This is a genomic window from Lysobacter sp. BMK333-48F3, from assembly GCF_019733395.1.
Taxonomy (GTDB): domain Bacteria; phylum Pseudomonadota; class Gammaproteobacteria; order Xanthomonadales; family Xanthomonadaceae; genus Lysobacter.
In genome coordinates, this window is sequence record NZ_JAIHOO010000001.1 from 429,090 (window position 1) to 446,903 (window position 17,814).

At 71.8% G+C, this 17,814-nt stretch carries 13 protein-coding genes and 2 riboswitches; of the genes, 1 reads left to right on the forward strand and 12 read right to left on the reverse strand.

Annotated elements, in window-relative coordinates; genetic code table 11:
- Window positions 1-42 precede the first annotated feature (42 nt).
- The 12 genes from cobT to btuB form a co-directional block, all read right to left on the reverse strand.
- Window positions 43-1,128 carry a nicotinate-nucleotide--dimethylbenzimidazole phosphoribosyltransferase gene (gene cobT / locus K4L06_RS01650; RefSeq protein ID WP_221669739.1) on the reverse strand — a complete coding sequence of 362 codons (1,086 nt, stop codon included), beginning with the start codon at window positions 1,126-1,128 and terminating at the stop codon, window positions 43-45.
- Window positions 1,125-1,682, reverse strand: a complete 558-nt coding sequence (gene cobU / locus K4L06_RS01655; RefSeq protein ID WP_221669740.1) for a bifunctional adenosylcobinamide kinase/adenosylcobinamide-phosphate guanylyltransferase — start codon at window positions 1,680-1,682, stop codon at window positions 1,125-1,127. Before cobU ends, cobT begins: the two co-directional genes overlap by 4 nt.
- The gene (locus tag K4L06_RS01660; RefSeq protein ID WP_221669741.1) at window positions 1,670-3,154 is read right to left on the reverse strand and encodes a cobyric acid synthase; all 1,485 of its coding nucleotides are present in this window, start codon (window positions 3,152-3,154) and stop codon (window positions 1,670-1,672) included. Before K4L06_RS01660 ends, cobU begins: the two co-directional genes overlap by 13 nt.
- Complete coding sequence (gene cobD / locus K4L06_RS01665; protein ID WP_221669742.1) at window positions 3,151-4,161, reverse strand: threonine-phosphate decarboxylase CobD; 1,011 nt, start codon at window positions 4,159-4,161, stop codon at window positions 3,151-3,153. Before cobD ends, K4L06_RS01660 begins: the two co-directional genes overlap by 4 nt.
- 122 nt (window positions 4,162-4,283) lie before the next feature.
- The gene (locus K4L06_RS01670) at window positions 4,284-5,807 is read right to left on the reverse strand and encodes a PepSY domain-containing protein (RefSeq protein WP_221669743.1); all 1,524 of its coding nucleotides are present in this window, start codon (window positions 5,805-5,807) and stop codon (window positions 4,284-4,286) included.
- A complete protein-coding gene (locus tag K4L06_RS01675; protein WP_221669744.1) occupies window positions 5,804-7,939 on the reverse strand; it encodes a TonB-dependent receptor in 2,136 nt (711 codons plus the stop codon). Before K4L06_RS01675 ends, K4L06_RS01670 begins: the two co-directional genes overlap by 4 nt.
- Before the next feature lie 206 nt (window positions 7,940-8,145).
- Window positions 8,146-8,293: riboswitch (cobalamin riboswitch) on the reverse strand.
- Between the two features lie 140 nt (window positions 8,294-8,433).
- Window positions 8,434-9,351 carry an adenosylcobinamide-phosphate synthase CbiB gene (gene cbiB / locus K4L06_RS01680; protein WP_221673484.1) on the reverse strand — a complete coding sequence of 306 codons (918 nt, stop codon included), beginning with the start codon at window positions 9,349-9,351 and terminating at the stop codon, window positions 8,434-8,436.
- Between the two features lie 64 nt (window positions 9,352-9,415).
- Entirely contained in the window at window positions 9,416-10,708 is a 1,293-nt protein-coding gene (locus K4L06_RS01685; protein ID WP_221673485.1) for a cobyrinate a,c-diamide synthase, read from the reverse strand.
- Window positions 10,709-10,824: 116 nt separating this feature from the next.
- Window positions 10,825-11,475 carry a cob(I)yrinic acid a,c-diamide adenosyltransferase gene (cobO, locus tag K4L06_RS01690; RefSeq protein ID WP_221669745.1) on the reverse strand — a complete coding sequence of 217 codons (651 nt, stop codon included), beginning with the start codon at window positions 11,473-11,475 and terminating at the stop codon, window positions 10,825-10,827.
- On the reverse strand, window positions 11,472-12,083 hold the full coding sequence (locus tag K4L06_RS01695; RefSeq protein WP_221669746.1) for a hypothetical protein: 612 nt from the start codon (window positions 12,081-12,083) through the stop codon (window positions 11,472-11,474). Before K4L06_RS01695 ends, cobO begins: the two co-directional genes overlap by 4 nt.
- A 57-nt stretch (window positions 12,084-12,140) precedes the next feature.
- A complete protein-coding gene (locus K4L06_RS01700; RefSeq protein WP_255594917.1) occupies window positions 12,141-12,785 on the reverse strand; it encodes a hypothetical protein in 645 nt (214 codons plus the stop codon).
- Between the two features lie 47 nt (window positions 12,786-12,832).
- Window positions 12,833-14,665: a TonB-dependent vitamin B12 receptor gene (btuB, locus tag K4L06_RS01705; RefSeq protein ID WP_255595459.1), complete on the reverse strand. Its 1,833-nt coding sequence runs from the start codon at window positions 14,663-14,665 to the stop codon at window positions 12,833-12,835.
- A gap of 154 nt (window positions 14,666-14,819) precedes the next feature.
- A riboswitch (cobalamin riboswitch) is annotated at window positions 14,820-15,059 on the reverse strand.
- Between the two features lie 233 nt (window positions 15,060-15,292).
- Between btuB and K4L06_RS01710 the strand changes: the two genes are divergently transcribed.
- Window positions 15,293-17,668, forward strand: a complete 2,376-nt coding sequence (locus K4L06_RS01710; protein WP_221669747.1) for a TonB-dependent receptor — start codon at window positions 15,293-15,295, stop codon at window positions 17,666-17,668.
- The last annotated feature ends 146 nt before the right edge of the window (window positions 17,669-17,814 follow it).

Here is a 17,814-nt window from a genome sequence, read left to right on the forward strand (position 1 = left end):
TCGGCTCCGTTCCGTGTGCGCGTCGAGCGGTGGGAGCCCCCATCATGCCCGCTCCGCGTGACCGGTGGAGACGCCGGCTTGTATGAAAGTCGCCATTTCGCCATGCAGCGCACAGGACAGGCGCAGCAGCGGTACCGCGACCGCGGCGCCGCTGGCTTCGCCCAGGCGCATGCCCAGGTCGAGCAAGGGTTGCGCCCGCAACGCGTCCAACACCGCGGCGTGGCCGCGCTCCTGCGAACGGTGCGCGTACAGCAGCCAGGGCTCGCAGCCCGGATTGAGCGCGCGCGCGGCCAGCGCGGCGACGCTGGCGATGAAACCGTCGACCAGCACCGCCAGGCCGGCCTGGGCCGCGGCGAGGTAGGCGCCGGCCAGCGCCGCGATCTCGAAGCCGCCGAGCCGGCGCAGCCGCTCGGCCGCGACCTGCGCCGCATCGCCCGGCCCGGCCGACGCGTGCAGGGCCAAGGCGCGTTCGATCACTACGATCTTGTGCTCGATCCCGGCCGCGTCCAGGCCGGTGCCGGCGCCGGCCAGTTCCGCCGGCGCGCGCCCCAGCAACGCGCAGGCCAGGGCCGCCGCCGCGGTGGTGTTGGCGATGCCCATCTCGCCGCCGACGAACAACTGCGCGCCGTGCTCGCGCGCCCGGCGCACGCTGTCGGCGCCGGCGGCCAATGCGGCTTGCAGCTGCGCCGGAGTCATCGCCGCGTCCTGGCAGAAGTTGGCGCTGGACGGCGCGATCCGGATGCGCCGCACGCCGGCGATCGGGCCGGGGTCGTTGACCGTGCCCAGGTCGACCACGTCCAGGTGCGCGCCGAGGCTGCGCGCCAGCACCGCGATCGCCGCGCCGCCGCCGGCGAAGTTGCGCAGCATTTCGCCGGTCACCGCTTGCGGAAACGCCGATACGCCCTCGGCGGCGACGCCGTGGTCGGCGGCGAACACCGAAATCCAGACCCGATCGACGGTCGGCGTCGACGTGCCTTGCAGGCCGGCCAGGCGGATCGCCAGGTCCTCCAGCCGGCCCAGCGAACCGGGCGGTTTGGTCAGTTGGCCCTGGCGCGCCTGCGCCTGCGCCTGGACCTCGGCCTGCGGCTGCGCGCACGCGCGCCGCCACCACGATGCATCGTCGTTCATTGTTCGACTCCTGCTATCGCGCCCGTCCCGCCCAGCGCGGGCGGCGCGCCTTTCAAAACCAGAGGAAGGCCCGCGGCGACGAACAGCACCTGCGGGCACAACGCGCCCAGCGCCTGGTGCAGCCGCCCGGCCTCGTCGACATAGCGGCGGCTGACCTCGCCCATCGGCACCACCCCGAGCCCGACCTCGTTGCTGACCAGCAGCACCCGTCCCGGCAGCGACGGCAGGGTCGCCAGCAGGTCGGCGCGTTCGCGCTCGAACGCGGCCGGTTCGGCGCCGAACAACAGATTGCTCAGCCACAGGGTCAGGCAGTCGACCAGCACGCAGCGCTGCGGCGCGGCATGCGCGCGCAAGGCCGCGGCCAGGGCGATCGGCTCTTCGATACAGCCCCAGTGCGCCGGCCGGCGCGCGCGGTGATGGGCGATGCGTTCGGCCATTTCCGCGTCGCCGGCCTGGCCGGTGGCGATGTAGACCACCTCGGCATGCTCGCCGGCGATGCGTTCGGCCAGCGCGCTCTTGCCCGAGCGCGCGCCGCCGAGGATCAGGCTGTGCATGCGGGCTCCTCCAATCCGAAGCATTGCGCCAGGCGTGCGGTGTCCAGGTGCGCCTCGACCGCGTCGGCGAGCCGCTCGATGCCGGCTTCGCGCAAGGCGGCCAAGTCCAGCGGCTGCGCCTGTTCCAGCCCGGCCCAGCGCAGCAGCGCGGCCAGCGCCTGCGGCGTATCGAACAGACCGTGCAGATAGGTGCCCAGCACCTGCCCGTCGGCGGACAGCGCGCCGTCGTCGCGGCCGTCGTCCAAACGCAGGGCGGGCCGCTGCAGCGCGAGGCCGTGGCTGACCCCGCAATGGATTTCGTAACCGGCGACAGTCGCGGATTCGTCGTCGAACGCGAACCGTCCCTGCACGTTGCGCAGTTGCTTGTGCGGCTCCAGCGTGGTCTCCAGCTCCAGCCAGCCCAATCCCGCGCTCGAGCCCGCCTCGCCCTCGATGCCGTGCGGATCGTGCACCGCGCGGCCGAGCATCTGCAGCCCGCCGCAAATGCCGATCACCCGCCCGCCATAGCGCAGATGGCGGGCGATCGCCTCGGCCCAGCCGTGGCGGCGCAGCCAGTCCAGATCGGCGCGGGTCGACTTGGAGCCCGGCAGCACGATCAGGTCGCAGGCCGGCGGAGTTTCGCCGGGGCCGACGAAGCGGCACTCGACCTGCGGGTGCGCGCGCAGCGCATCGAAATCGTTGTGGTTGCTGATCCGCGGCAGCGCCGGCACGACCACGCGCAGGCGCGCGCCGGCCTTGGCCGCCGGTTCGCGCGGCAAGGCGTCCTCGGCCTCCAGGTGCAGCCCGTGCAGATACGGCAGCACGCCGAGCACCGGCTTGCCGGTCTCGCGCTCCAGCCAGTCCAGTCCGGGTTGCAGCAAGGCGATATCGCCGCGGAACCGGTTGATCACGAAGCCGGTCACCCGCGCGCGCTCGCTGTCCGACAGCAGGGCCAGGGTGCCGACCAGATGGGCGAACACGCCGCCGCGGTCGATGTCGGCGATCAGCACCACCGGGCAGTCGACCGCCTCGGCATAGCCCATGTTGGCGATGTCGCGGTCGCGCAGGTTGATCTCGGCCGGGCTGCCGGCGCCTTCGACCACCACCGCCTGGAACCGTTCGCACAGGCGCGCGTGCGAGGCCAGCACCGCGGCCATCGCGGTGCGTTTGTAGTCGTGATAGGCGCGCGCGTCCAGGTTGGCCACCGCGCGGCCGTGCACAATCACCTGCGCGCCGGTGTCGCTGTTGGGCTTGAGCAGGATCGGATTGAAGTCGGTATGCGGCGCCAGCCCGGCGGCCTGCGCCTGCACCGCTTGCGCCCGGCCGATCTCGCCGCCGTCGGCGGCGACCGCGGAATTCAGCGCCATGTTCTGCGGCTTGAACGGCGCCACCGCCACGCCGCGCCGGCGCAGCCAGCGGCACAGCGCGGTGACCAGGGCGCTCTTGCCGGCATCGGAGGTGCAGCCCTGCACCATCAGCACGCGCGCGCTCAACGCTGCGTCTCCATCGTTGCTATCTCCTCCACCGCAGCGGCCAGCGCCGCATCGAGCCGGCGCCACTCGGCCTCGTCCCCGGGCAGGCCGAAGCGCAGGCTCGACGGCTGCTCGAACAGGCGAGTCAGCACGCCGCGCCGGGCCAGGGCCTGGTGCAGCGCCGCAGCCTCGTCGCAACGGCGCCATTGGAAGAATGCGCTGCCGCCGCTCGGCGCCAAGTCGTGCGCGCTCAGCAACGCGGCCAGGCGCGCGCCTTGCGCGAGCAGGCGCTCGCGCTGCGCCGCCTGCCAATCGCGGTCGGCCAGCGCCGCGCGCACCACGTGCCGGGCCGGGCCGGTCAGGGTCCACGGCCCCAGCCGTTCGCGCAGCGCCTGCAGCAGCGCCGGCGCGGCGCAGACGAAGCCGGCGCGGGCCCCGGCCAGGCCGAAGAACTTGCCGACCGACCGCAGCACGATCAGCCCCTCGCCTGCGCTGTCGGCGCACAGGCTGTGCTCGGGGGTCGCATCCATGAACGCCTCGTCGACCACCAGCCAGCCGCCGCGCGCGGCTAACGTGGCCTGCGCCTGCAGCAATGCCTCGCGCTCGAAGCGGTCGCCGCCAGGATTGTTCGGATGGATCAGCACCAGCACGTCGAACTCGTCGACGCGGCGCAGCAGTTCGGCCGCCGGCAGGGACTGCACCGCGTGGCCGCAACGCCGCCAGGCGTGCGCATGCTCGGCGTAGCCGGGCGCGAGCACGCCGACCCGCGCCGGCGCGCGCAACTCCGGCAAGGCCTGGATCGCCGCCTGCGAACCGGCTACCGGCCACAGCGCGGGCGCGCCGTAGTAGGCGCAAGCGATCTCGACCAGGCCGTCGTCGTCTTCGGGCAGGCGCTGCCAGGCGCGCGCCGGGATCGCCGGCACCGGCCACGCATACGGGCTGATTCCGGTCGACAGATCGAGCCAGCGCTCCGGCGCGATGCCGTAGCGCTGCGCCGCGCGCAGCAAGCGCCCGCCGTGTTCAAGCATGGGTCGACTCCGGATCGGGGCCGCTGCACGAGGCAGCGCAACGGCCGATGGAAAAGCGGAACTCAGGATACCGACGCGCCCGCAGCGGCCGCGCCCGCAGCGCCGGCAGGACGATAGCGCGCTCAAGCCGCGGCATCGGCCAGCCTCCGCGGCAGCACGGCCGCGCCGCGCGCACGCCGTGCGGCGCGCGCCAGGGCGATCGCACGCAGGCGCTTGCAGGCGACCAGGATCGCAGTGACCGCCAAGGCCGCGCCGATCGCCAGGCCGCCCAGCAACAGACCCAGGCGCAGGCGCGGACGTTGCAGCAGCCACGGCAGGTCCCAGCTGTGCAGGCCGTGGTAGAGCCAGCGTTCGACGCGGCTGCGGCGGTCGCTGCTGGCGACGATCTCGCCGCGCGCCGGTGCGATCTGCACCCAACTCGCGGCCGGATCGGCCAAACGCAGGCGCCAGACCGGCAACGGCGGCGGGTCGCGATGCGCGGCGTGCAGGTAGTAGGCGTCGTAGGCGCGCAGTTCCTGCCGCGCAGCGATCTTCACCCCGCTGGCGGCTTCGGCGCGGCGCAGCGCGGCGCCCAGGTCCGGCGCCTGCGCGGCATCGGCCAGCGCCGGTGCCCAGGCCGTCGCGCCCTGGCGCGACTCCAGGCGGTACCAGGGTTCGCCGGCCAACCACAGCAATTCGGCTTCGAGCCAGCCCGGGCCCGCCGGCAGGCGCGCGCTCCACTGCGCCGGCCATGTCGGCGGCGGCGCGGCATAGGCCTCGCGCCAACGTTCCAGCGCCGGGTTCGGCGGCGCGCGCAGCGGCCCCATCGACATCCAGCCGCTGAACAGCCAGCTCAGCATCAGCAACCCGCCGCCCCAGCCGAGCCAGTGGTGCCAGGCGTACACGCCGCGGTACTGAGTGACCCGGCGCACGCGCCGCCAGGCGTCGACGCTGCGCCAGGAGCCGATCGCCACGCCGGCCAGCGCGGCGAGCAAGGCCGCGCCCGACAGCCACATCACTACTTGCCGCCACAGCGCCGGTTGCGCGCGCAAGGCGGTCGGATAAATCCAATGCACGATCGCGCCGACCCAGTTCCAGCCGCGCTCGCTGCGGGTGCTGTCGCGCACCACCTCGCCGGTGGTCGCCGAGACGTACAACTCGGTCGCCCGCGCATCGGCGAAACGCAGCTTGTGCAAGGGCGGACGCAGGCCGGACAGGCCGTTGAGGGTCCACTGATCGCGCTCCAATCGGCCGAGGTAGCGCGGCGTCGCGGCCGGTTCGCCGCGCCGGCGCTGGAAATCGCGCGCTACCGCCGCCGCGGCCGAGGCGTTGAGCGCGGGCAGCACGCGGCCGTCGTCGGCGCCGACCAGATGCCAGCGCTCGTCGCGATCGCGCAGCCGCCATACCGGCCGTGCGCCGAGCATGCCCAGCCGCGCGCGCTGCGGCGGGCCGTCCAGCCCGGCCGCCTGCGCCGCCTGTCGCGCGTCGATGCGCACCGCCGCCAACGCCAGCTGCGCACGCCCGGCGCGCGCCTCGGCTTCGCTCAGGCGCGGGAACGGCACGAACAGCAACACCGCACCGGACACGAACCACAGCAACACCGGCAGCGCCAGGAACACGCCCAACCAGCGATGCCACCACTGCAACTGGCGCTTGAGTGCGTTCAAAAACGCTGCGCCCATTCCAGCTCGAACTCGCGTCCCGGGCCGAGCAGGGCCTGCGAGCGGCCGGAGCCAACGTACAGCGCGTCGCCGAGGTTGCGCGCGCGCAGAGTCAATCGACTGCCGACGCGCGCACGCCAGGACAGCTGTGCGTCGGCGACGGTATAGCCGTCGATGCGCGAGCTGTTGGCGTTGTCGTTGTAGCGATGTCCAACTCGGCGCAAGCCCAGCGAGGCGTTCCAGGCCTCGATCGGATCGAAGCCCAGCCACAGGTTGAATACCCGCTCCGGGGTGTTCGCCGGAGTCCGGCCGTCGCGCGAAACCAGACGGCCGGCGACGACTTCGCTGAAATCGTCGAAACGCGCGTCCAGCAGCGCGGCATTGGCGTCGATCCGCCAGCGCGGCGACAACGCATAGCCCAGGCCGAGCTCCAGCCCGCGCGAACTGCGCTGGCCGATCTGCTGGACCCGGTTCGGGTCCTCTTCGTCGCGGCTGAGCAGGTTGCGCTTCTCGATCCGGTACGCGGCCAGCGTCCAATCGCCGCGGCCGCCGGCGAAACTCTGCTTCAGGCCCAGCTCGATCTGCCGCGCCGGGGTCAGCGACCAGTCCTTCTGCGCCAGCGGCAGGGTCACCAGCCCGGAAATCGGATCGATGCCCTTGCTGGTCTGCGCGTACAGCGAGGTGCGCTGGTCGAGCGCGAACACCGCACCCAGGCGCCAGGCGGTGAAATCGAACCGTACGCCGAAGCCGGTACCGGTCAGCAGCTCCTTGCGCTGCAGTTCGATGCGCTCGCGGCGCAGGCCGCCGACCAGGGTCCAGCGCGGCCACAGCTCGACGCTGTGTTCCAGGTACAGCGCGCGCTGGCGGGTGATGGTGCCGAAACGCGGCTGGGTGCCGGCCAGGTTGACGAAGCCGCCCGGGGCGAAATCGAACGCCGGCACGGTGTCGCGGCCGCCGTAGGGGCCGTTGTTGCTGTGGGTGAAACGCACCCGCGCGCCTTCCACACCCAGGTTCAGGCGCTGCGCTCGGCCCCACAGCTCGCCCGCGGCGAGCAGGTCGAAACGCTGGCCCCATTGTTCCTGGTCGTGGCCGATCTCGATGAAGTCGCTGCGTACGACCAGGTTCTTGCGCGGATCGAAGGCGTAGCTTTCGGCGTTGCGCCAGCGCCGGTCGATCGCGACATGGTAGGTCTCGGCGACCAGTTGGGCGCGTTCGCCGAGGGCGTAGTCGAAGCGCAGCCGCGCCAGGCCGTCGTCGTAGCGGATATGGCTGTCGGCGACGTCGTAGTTGCGCTCGCGCAGGCGACGGTCGAGGCGGCCGTCGGCCAGCGGCGTGCCGAAGTAGCGCGGATCGTGGCGGCGCCCGCCGTCGTACTTCAGCGTCGCGGTCAGGCGCGGGCTCAGGTCCCAGGCCAGGGCGCCGGAGAAGCCGTAGCGTTCGTAGCCGGCGCGGTCGATCTCGCCGTTGCCGCCGGCGCCGGTCAGGTCGGCGCGCCAGCGCACGCGCTCGCCCACGCCCTGCCCCGCGCCGAGGCCGAAGCGGTAACCGTCCCAGCTCGACATCGCCAGCATCGCCTCGCGCCGCGGCGCGCTTTGCAGGGCGCGCGGCACGTAGTGCACCACGCCGCCGACGCTGCTGTCGCCGAACAGCACCGAGGCCGGGCCGCGCAACACTTCGATCCGATCGAGCTGCCAGGTGTCGCCGGGAAAGCTCAGCGTGCCGGAGGCGACGAACACCCGGGTGCCGTCGTAGACCTGTGCCACCGAACCGTGACCGGAGAAACCGCGCAGGCTCAGCGAAGAATTTCCGTTGCCGGGCGCGCCCATCGGCACCACCCCGGCGGCGCGCGCCAGCGCGCGTTGCGGCGTATCGTCGCCGCGTTCGCGCAGGGTTTCGCCGTCGAGAATCTCGACCGCGGCGGGCAACTCGCGCAGGCTCAGGCCGAGCCGGCTGCCGGCCTCGGCGACGCGCTCCAGCGGCGACTGCGCGCGCACCTGCACCGCGTCGAGGGTGGTGGAATCGTCGGCGCAGGCGGCCTGCGCGAACGCCAGGCCGGCCAGGGCCAGGCCGAGGCGGCGCAACGCGGGAGCATGGCGGCTGAAGCGGCGGGTACTGCGATGGGAAGTTCGGACGGACAAGCGGGCGGTCTCCGGTGCTGGCGCACGGGATGCCTGCAGATCCGGAGCGGCCGGCGCCGGCGCGCCGCTGTGCCGCGACGCGTCCACGCACGAACCCGGCCCGCGCGCGTACGCAGCGGCCGGGGCCGGGCGCGACGCGATCGGGATTCGACTCCAGTCCCGCGCCCGCACCCCGGAGCGCATGTTCGACTGATCGCCGCAGGGTCGGTCTTCTGGCTCGCCGTCGACCTCCTCCGCCGGCCTTCCCGGTCGCGGCGACCAGTGGCATGTGGGCGGATTCGTCAGGCTTACAGCAGCGGGGGCTGCGCCGGAATGGCCGGGCCGCATCGCGGCGCCGGCGTCACCGGACTTCCCTTCGGCCTTGCGGCCGATGCCGCGCGATGGCTTGCGCGGCGAACCCTGTGGACGGCGCGAGCTTAGGCGAGCGCTGAAGGCGCCGCAACTGCACAGCGCGGTATGGCGCGAAGCTCGCGCCGCGCGGCCGACGCGGCGCGTCACAGCGCGCGCCAGGCCCATGCGCCGAACGCGATCGCCGCCAACCACAGCAACACGCCGCGCCCGACCAGGCGCTGCGCGCGTTCGACCGAGCCCGCATCCGGCGGCTCGCCTTCGCCCAGCGATGGCCGCGGTTCCCACACGCCGTGATACGGCGCGGCGCCGCCCAGGCGAACGCGCAGGGCGCCGGCACCGGCGGCCATCACCGGGCCGGCGTTGGGGCTGTCCCAGTGCGCCGCCTGCGTGCGCCAGCAGCGCCACGCCGCGGCGGTGTCGCCGAGCGCGGCATAGGTGATCGCGGTCAGTCGCGCCGGCACCCAGTTCAGCACGTCGTCGATACGCGCCGCGGCCCAGCCGAAGCGTTGGTAGCGCGGGGTGCGATAGCCCCACATCGCATCCAGGGTATTGGCCAGGCGATAGCCGACCGCGCCGGCCGGGCCGAGCAGGACGAACCAGAACAGCGCGCCGAACACCGCGTCGTTGCCGTTTTCCAGCACCGACTCGGTCGCCGCCGCGGCCACGCGCTCGGCATCCAGCGCGGCGGTGTCGCGGCTGACGATGCGCGACACCGCGGCCCGCGCCGCTTCCAGGTCGCCGTCGCGCAAGGCGCAGGCCACCGGTATCGCGTGTTCGTCGAGGCTGCGCAAGCCGATGCACAGATACAGTGCGACCGCGCCGAACAGCACCTGGGCCCAGGCCGACCACGCGGCCAGCGCCAGTTGCACGTAAGCCGTCGCCGCGACGATGGGAACCACCGCCAGCACCCAGGCCAGCACGCCGCGCAGGCGCCCGTCGGCGTGCGCCTGGGTTTCGATCGCCCGCGCCAATCGGCCGAAACCGACCAGCGGATGTGCGCGCCGCGGTTCGCCGAGCGCGGCGTCGAGCATTACCCCGGCGAACAGGGTCAGCACCAGCAACGCGGCGCTCATGACGACAGGCTCATGACGGCGGGCTCATGGCAGAGCATTCATGGCAGGGCATTCAAGGCAAGAACAGACGCACCGCCGCGTCGGGATTGGAAGGGAAATAGAAGTGCACGAAGCTGGCGTTGAGCCGGCGGTCGCGGTACAGCGCCTCGCGGCTGGGGCCGCCGTTGGGGTTGTGCGAATGCGCGATCGGCGCAGCGGCTATCTCGGCGCGCGCGTAGTGGAAGGTGTGGCCGCGCAGTTCGCCCTCGGGCAGCGCGACCGATTGCAGCCCCAGCGCGGCCAGCTTCGGCTGCAACGCGGCGTGGCCCGGCAGCAGGCCGGCCATCTCGCCCTGGGCGCCGTCGCGGTCGCTGAGCCGGTCCAGCGCGTACAGCAGGCCGCCGCATTCGGCCAGGATCGGCGTGCCGGCGTCGCGGCGCGCGCGCAGCTCCGCGCCCAGGTCGGTGCGCGCCGACAAAGCCGGCAAATGCAGTTCCGGGTACCCACCCGGCAGCCATACCGCGTCGCAGGAAGGCAGCGCATCGCCCGCCAGCGGCGAAAAAAACGCCAGTTCGGCACCGGCTTCGCGCAGCAAATCGAGGTTGGCCGGATACAGGAAGCAGAACGCGGCATCGCGGGCGATCGCGATGGTCTTGCCGCGCAACGCCGGCGGCACCGGCGGCACCGGCGGCGGCGCGCTCGCGGCGAACTCGACCGGCGGCGGCAGTTCGGCGTCGGCGTGTCGGCCCCAGGCGTCGGCGAGCGCGTCCAGACGCGCATCCAGATCGCCGAGTTCGCCCGCCGCCACCAGGCCCAGGTGCCGTTCCGGCAAGGCCATCGCCGGATCGCGCGGCAAGGCGCCGAGCCAGCGCAGCGACTCCGGCAGGCTCTCGCGCAACAGCCGCGCGTGATACTCGCTGCCGATCCGGTTGGCGGCGACGCCGTACACGCGCACGTCGTCGCGGTAGCGCGCCAGGCCGGTGGCGAGCGCGCCGAAGGTCTGCGCCATCGACGAGCCGTCGATCACCGCCAGCACCGGCACGCCGAGCGCGACCGCCAGGTCGGCGCTGGACGGCTTGCCGTCGAACAGTCCCATCACCCCTTCGATCAGGATCAGGTCGGCCTCGCCGGCCGCCCGATGCAGGCGCGCGCGCACCTCGGCCTCGCCGCACATCCACAGATCGAGTTGATAGGCCGGATAACCGCTGGCCGGCTGCCCGCTGGCGCGCTCGAGCACCATCGGGTCGAGAAAATCCGGCCCGGTCTTGAATACCCGCACCCGCCGCCCCTGCCGCGCGTGCCAGCGCGCGATCGCCGCGGTGACGCTGGTCTTGCCCTGGCCGGAGGCGGGGGCGGACACGAGCAGGGCCGGACAGGAAGCGGGATTCGGGACTCGGGACTCGGGAGCTGTAACGGCAGGGTTCGCGGTTGCTTCAAGCGCGACGGCGATTCCCGATTCCCGATTCCCGTTTCCCGCAGTGCTCACAGCTCGATCCCCTTCTGCGCCTTGATCCCCGCCTTGAACGCATGCTTGACCATGCGCATCTCGGTGACCGTGTCGGCGGCCTCGACCAGCGCGTCGGGCGCGCCGCGGCCGGTGATCACCACGTGCTGGCGCTCGGGCCGGGCCGCGGTCGCGGCCAGCACGTCGTCGAGGGCGATGTAGCGGTGCGCCAGGGCGATATTGAGTTCGTCGAGCAGGACGAAGTCGTAATCCGGGTCGGCCAGCATCCGCGCCGCCACCGCCCAGGCCGCCTGCGCGGCGGCGATGTCGCGCTGCTTGTCCTGGGTCTCCCAGGTGAAGCCCTCGCCCATCACGTGATAGTCCAGTTCCTCGAACTTGCGGAAGAACGCTTCCTCGCCGGTCGAGAAACTGCCCTTGATGAACTGCACCACGCCGCAGCGCAGGCCGTGGCCGAGCGAGCGCGCCAGCATGCCGAAGCCGGACGAGCTCTTGCCCTTGCCGTTGCCGGTGTTGACCACCAGCACGCCGCGCTCGACCGTGGCGCGGGCGATCTTGCGGTCGATCAGTTCCTTCTTGCGCTGCATGCGCTCGCGATGGCGCTCCTCGGTGGTCGCGGCATAGCCGGCGCGCGATTCCGCAGCGTCGTCGGCAGGCCCGTGCGCGCTCATGCCGCCGCTCCGACCCGCTGGCGCTGGCCGGCCAGCCGGGCCAGCGCGTACACGGCGAAACCGGCGCCGACATAACCGGCCAGGGTGCCGAGGCTGCGCGGGTAGTACTGCGGCACGCGCTCGAGGAAACCGGCCAGGCTGGCGTCGGGATAGCGGCCCGACAGGAAGTAGAAACCGCCCTTGGAAATCAGGTACGCCGCCACCGAGGTCGCCAGCAGCACCAGCGCCAGGCGCGGCACCGCGCTCCAGGCGTCGCGATGCGCTCGCGCATAGATCCGGCCGCCGAACCACAGCGCGCCGTAGGCGAAGGCCAGCGCCCAGTACGCCGGCGACAGGCACCAGTCGGTGATCCGCCCCTGCGCCAGGCTGCCCAGGTCCAGCGCCGAGGACAGCAGGAACAGCGCCGGAAAGCTCCAACCCGGGCGCAGCAACGCGCCGGCGAGGAAGAACACCGCCCAGGACGCGCTGGGCAGCGCGTCGACGCTGGCGAAGTGCTGGCCGCGGGTGCAGATCATCAGCACCGCCAGGGCCAGGCCGACGCCGATCTGGGCGGCGCGCGAACGCAACGGCAAGGGGGCGGAAGCGGTGTGTTCGTGGGTCGTGGACATGCTCGGACTCCGGTGGCGGAACGGATGGATGGCGGCGCGTCGCGGTTCTCGGCGAACTCAGCCGCGACGCTGGGCGATGGCGAGCTGGCGCAGGTGATGGGCGATCACCGCGTAGAAACCCAGGGCGACGGCGACGTAGCCCAAGGTGGTGCGCACGAACAGCGGACCCCAGCGCCACAGCCGGCTCAGGTACTCGGCGAAGTTGGGATCGGCGTAGCGTCCGCCGAACCAGTAGAACGCGCCGTTGGAAATCAGGAACGAGACCGCGGCGGCGAGCGCGGCGACCGCGAACACCGTCGCCAGCGCGCGCCATTGCGGCGCCAGCCGCGGCGCGATCCAGCGCCCGCCGTACCACAGCGCGGCATAGGCGAGCAGCAGGAAGGCATAGGACGGGGTCACGCAGTAGTGCTGGAAGAAACCCAGCCCGCGCGAGGTGATGGCGAGGTAATCGACCGCCACCGCCATGCCCAGGTACGCCACGAAGCCCGCGTGCCGGCGCAGCAACAGGCCGCCGAGGAAGAACACCGCCATCGAGGCATCCGGCAGGTGCAGCAGGCTGCCCAGATGGTGGAAGCGGGTGCCGAGCATCAACACCAGCAAGGCGCCGGCCACCGCAGCGCGGACCGGCGCGGACCAGGCGGTCGCAGCCGCAGGCGCTACGGCGTGGGCATGGGCGGCGATCGGGCGGGACGATGGGTTCATCGGCGGATCTCGGTGGGGCCGGCGCACGCCGGCGGTGGCGCTGGTTCTCAGCGGGAGGGCCGGTAGCGCAGGCTCAGCAGGTAGTTGCGTCCGGGCTGGTTGTAGAACGCGGCGGTCTCGTAGCGGCGGTCGAACACGTTGTTGGCGCTCAGTTGCACGCTCCAGGCCGGATGGAAGGCGTAGCCCAGGCGCAGATCGGCCAACGCGTAACCGCCCAGCCGGCGGCTGTTGGCGAGGTCGTCGTAGCGCTCGCCGGCGGCGTAGACGCTGGCGCCGAAGGAGAACGCGGACACGCGCCGGTCCAGGTCGATGCGCGCGCTGTGCCGCGCGCGGCGCGGCAGCCGATTGTCGCGATGGGGGCCCGGGCTGAGGTTGCGCGGGTCCAGCCAGGTCGCGCTGGCGCGCAGGTCCCACTGCGCCAGCTGCGTGTCCAACGCCGCCTCCAGGCCGCGGATGCGCGCGCTGTCGACGTTGCCGGGCAGGCCGATCGAGGCGTCGTAGGCGATCAGGTCGTCGATCTTGTTCTGGAAGGCGTTGAGCGACCAGACGTGCTGGCGGCGCTCGCCCCAGGCGGCGCGCAAGCCGAGTTCGACGCTGCGCGAGGTTTCCGGGCCCAGCTCGCGGTTGCCGTAGTTCGGGTAGTACAGCTCGTTGAAGGTCGGCGCCTTGAACGCGGTGCCGTAGCTCGCGGTCAGGCGCCAGGTGTCGTTGAAGTCCCAGCCCCACAGCACGCTGCCGGTGGTCTTGCCGCCGAACTGGCTGTCCTCGTCGCGGCGCAGGCTGGCCTGCACGGCGTGGGCGCCGAAGTCCTGCTGCCACTGGCCGAAGGCGCCGCGCAGGATCCGCCGGTCGCGGGCGTAGGCGACGTTGCTGTCGATCCGGTCGCGCTGCCAGTCGAATCCCAGGCTCAACAGGCCCGGCCCGAGGCCGAGGTCGGCCTGCAGCGAGCCCAGCTCGCGCCGGGTTTCGAAGGTGCTGGAGTACTTGCCGTTGCGATAGGCCTCGCTGAGATCTTCGCTGCGCCCGGCGCTGGCGCTGAAGCCGACGCGCTCGCTGGGGCGATAGCGCAGCTTGGCGCCGAGCACCTGCTGCACGCTGTCGGCCTGGTTGTTCTGGCTGCCGTCGTATTCGTTGTAGGCCTCGGCGCGGAACGCGCGCGCTTCTGCTTCCCAACGGTCGTCGAAACGGTAGCCGCCCTGCACGGTCAGCGACTGGTTGCGGTAGCCGTCGCGGTCGGGCGAGTGGGTGAAGCAGCCGGCGCCGCGCGGCGCCGGCTTGCCGCGACAGGCGTTGATGGCGTCGGTGTCTTCGTGCGCGGCGTTGACCGAATACCAGCCGCGCTCGCCCTTGCCGGCCACGCCGGCGCTGGCGCGATGGGTCTGGTAGCTGCCGATCGCGGCGCTGAAGCTGGGCGCGAACGCACCCTGCGGGCGGCGGGTGAACACCTGGATCACTCCGCCCAAGGCTTCGGAGCCGTACAGGCTGGAGAACGGCCCGCGCACGATCTCGACCCGCTCGATCTGCTCGACCGGAATGTCCTGCAGCGCGGTGCCGCCGCTGGTCGCCGAACCGAGCTTGATGCCATCGACCAAGACCAGCACGTGGTCGGATTCGGTGCCGCGCAGGAACAGCGAAGTCTGCTTGCCGGCGCCGCCGTTGTTGGCCAGCGACACGCCGGGCGCGCCGCGCAGCAGGTCCGGCAACGAGGCCGGCTGGCGACGCTCGATCTCGGCGCGGTCGATCACCGTCACCGCGGCGAGGGTGGCGTCCTGGGTCTGGGCGGTGCGGGTGGCGGTGACCACGACCTGGTCGAGATCGACCGCGGCCGGCGCGGCGAGGGCCAGCGCGGGAGCGGCGAGCACGCCGCCGGCGAAACACAGGGAAGCAAGACGCAGACGCGGGGCGTAGCAAGGCAAAGTCACAGGCGGTCTCCATGACCGCGCTCTCCCGCGCGGCCGTGATCGGTCGTGACAGAAGGCGGAAACGGCCAGGAGACGGCGCACGCGCGCCTTCGCCCCGAGACCGGCCCACCGCCTGTCGGTTCGCGCTCCGGGCCGGTCTCCGGGCTCGCGAGCCGATGCGGTCCTGTGCGGAACCGGCATCGCGTACCGCGCCTTCCCGTGTCGAAACACAGTGGCTGCGTGCGGTACGTCTACTCGCCTACCGTTGCGGGGGCAGCTCCGGCTTGGCCGCCTGCGAGGCAGGACGACGACCGGATTCCCGTTTCAATCGCCGGCGAATGTGCCGGCGATCACCTTGAGCGCGGGCATCTTAACAGTCGGGCCAGGTGGCGACGCCAGCGTATGGGGTCGCTTGGCCTGAATGAGCGACGCTGTATGGGGCAACGGCGACCAGGCGGAACGCCGAATCGGCGCCAAGATGTGTTTCGTGGCGCACTACCACTTTTGGACTATTGCCGATAGTCGGATTTTGGCGGCTTTATTGACCGATTGTTATGCGCGTGTTAAATCGCAATGACATCGCTGTCAGTCCCTCAAGGAGTCGCCATGCACGTCCGCCGTACCCCCGCCGGCCCGCGCCATCCCCTGGCCCTGGCTCTGCTGCTCGCTCTCGCTGCCCCGGCCTACGCGCAGGACGCGCCGCAAAGCGACGCCAAGACGCTCGACCAGGTGATCGTGACCGGCACCCGCGTGTCCGACCGCACCGTCGCCGAGTCGACCGCGCCGATCGACATCATCACCCCCGAAACCCTCGAGGCCACCGGCACGGCGGAGCTGGCGACCGCGCTGTCGCGCGCCCTGCCCTCGCTGAACTTCCCGCGCCCGGCGATCACCGACGGCACCGACGCGGTGCGCCCGGCGCAGCTGCGCGGCCTGGCCCCCGACCAGGTGCTGGTGCTGGTCAACGGCAAGCGCCGCCACACCACCGCGCTGATCAACCTCAACGGCAGCCAGGGCCGCGGCTCCTCGCCGGTCGACCTCAACGCGATCCCGATCGCCTCGATCGAGCGGGTCGAAGTGCTGCGCGACGGCGCCTCGGCCCAGTACGGCTCCGACGCCATCGCCGGCGTGGTCAACGTGGTGCTCAAGGGCTCGGGCCAGAACGGCTCGATCGCCGCGCGCTACGGCCAGTACAGCGCCGGCGACGGCGAGCAGTACCAGCTCTCTGGCGACGCCGGCTTCAATCTCGGCGAGAACGGCTGGCTGCGCCTGGCCGCGCAAGGCGGCCACCAGGACCAGACCAACCGCGCGCGCCCGTTCCAGGGCCGGGTCGAACAGCGCTACGGCGACCCGGAAATCGACCACGGCGCGTTCTCCTACAACGCCGAGTACTCGCCGGTCGAGTACCTGAGCTTCTATTCGTTCGGCAGCTACAGCGAACGCGACGTGCTGTCCAACGGCTACTTCCGCTTCGCCGGCGACCCGCGCAACATCCCCTCGATCTACCCCAACGGCTTCCTGCCGCAGATCCACAACGTCAGCAAGGACCGCGCCGCGGTGCTGGGCGTGCGCGGCGAAACCGCCGGCGGCACCCAGATCGACTTCAGCTACAACTACGGCCATAACGGCCTGACTTTCAACATCGAGAACACCCTCAACCGCAGCCTGGGCCCGAGTTCGCCGACCGAGTTCTACGCCGGCGCCCTGGAAGTCACCCAGCACGTGCTCAACCTCGACTTCACCCGCGCCATCGAGCTGGGCTGGAAGTACCCGCTGACCCTGTCCTGGGGCGCGGAATGGCGCGGCGAGGAGTTCAGCCAGCGCGCCGGCGAGCCGCTGTCCTACGCCAACGGCGGCGTCGCCGCGCCGAACGGCCAGATCATCCCCGGCGCTCAGGTGTTCTCCGGCTTCCGCGCCAGCGACGCCGGCGACTTCGACCGCCACAGCTACTCGTTCTATCTCGACGCGGAAACCGACGTCACCGACAAGTTCTCGATCGGCGCCGCGGCCCGCTACGAAAGCTACAGCGACTTCGGCGAAACCACCTCGGGCAAGCTGTCGGGCCGCTACGCCTTCACCGACAAGGTCGCCCTGCGCGCCACCGCCTCGACCGGCTTCCGCGCGCCGTCGCTGCAGCAGCAGTACTTCCAGTCGATCGCGACCAACTTCATCAGCGGCATCCCCTACGAGATCGGCACCTTCCGGGTCGACAATCCGGCCGCGGTCGCGCTGGGCTCGGAGCCGCTGAAGGCCGAGGAATCGACCAACTACAGCCTGGGCCTGGTGCTGCAGCCGGCCGACGCGCTGTACATCACCGTCGACGCCTACGACATCAAGGTCAAGGACCGCATCCTGCTGTCGGAAAACCTGACCAGCACCGCGGTGCGCAACTACCTGCAGGCCAACGGCTATCCGGGCATCGGCGGCGGCCGCTACTTCACCAATGCGGTCGACACCAAGACCCAGGGCGTGGACGTGATCGCCACCTACGGCTGGGAGCTGGCCTCCGGCAAGCTCAACCTCACCGCCGGCTACAACTACTCCAAGACCGAGATCGACAAGATCGCGCCGAACCCGCCGCGGCTGGCGGCGATCGACCCGGCGGCGGTGCGCATCGGCCGCACCGAGATCGGCCGCATCACCAAGGGCGCGCCGAAGGACAAGTTCTTCCTCGCCGGCGACTGGAAGACCGGCAACTGGAGCTTCAACGCCACCGCCACCCGCTACGGCCAGTTCACCGAACTGCACGCCACCGACCCGCGCCAGGACCAGACCTTCGGCGCCGAGTGGACGCTGGACCTGGCCGCGACCTACCGCCTGGACCGCTGGGAATTCACCCTCGGCGGCGACAACGTGCTCGACGCCTATCCGGACGAGTCCAAGCTGGTGCGCGGCACCCGCAACTACCTGCCGTACAACACCGCCTCGCCGTTCGGCTTCAACGGTGCGTTCGGCTACGTCAAGGTCGGCTACAAGTGGTGAACCTCCGGGCGTGACGGACTCACGCTGCGAACGGATGCGCGAAGGCCCGGAACGATCCGGGCCTTCGCTTTTGCGGCGGGACGTTCTTCGCGGTTCGGACCGGCCCGGATCGAGGCGCGCCGGCGGCGCGTAGCGAACGCCCAGCG

What these genes read in the sequence shown, in the direction of transcription:
- cobU (WP_221669740.1), bottom strand. Translation starts at nt 1,682, where the DNA reads ATGCACAGCCTGATCCTCGGCGGCGCGCGCTCGGGCAAGAGCGCGCTG.
- K4L06_RS01695 (WP_221669746.1), bottom strand. Translation starts at nt 12,083, where the DNA reads ATGTCCACGACCCACGAACACACCGCTTCCGCCCCCTTGCCGTTGCGT.
- cobD (WP_221669742.1), bottom strand. Translation starts at nt 4,161, where the DNA reads ATGCTTGAACACGGCGGGCGCTTGCTGCGCGCGGCGCAGCGCTACGGC.
- cobT (WP_221669739.1), bottom strand. Translation starts at nt 1,128, where the DNA reads ATGAACGACGATGCATCGTGGTGGCGGCGCGCGTGCGCGCAGCCGCAG.
- cobO (WP_221669745.1), bottom strand. Translation starts at nt 11,475, where the DNA reads ATGAGCGCGCACGGGCCTGCCGACGACGCTGCGGAATCGCGCGCCGGC.
- K4L06_RS01710 (WP_221669747.1), top strand. Translation starts at nt 15,293, where the DNA reads ATGCACGTCCGCCGTACCCCCGCCGGCCCGCGCCATCCCCTGGCCCTG.
- K4L06_RS01700 (WP_255594917.1), bottom strand. Translation starts at nt 12,785, where the DNA reads ATGAACCCATCGTCCCGCCCGATCGCCGCCCATGCCCACGCCGTAGCG.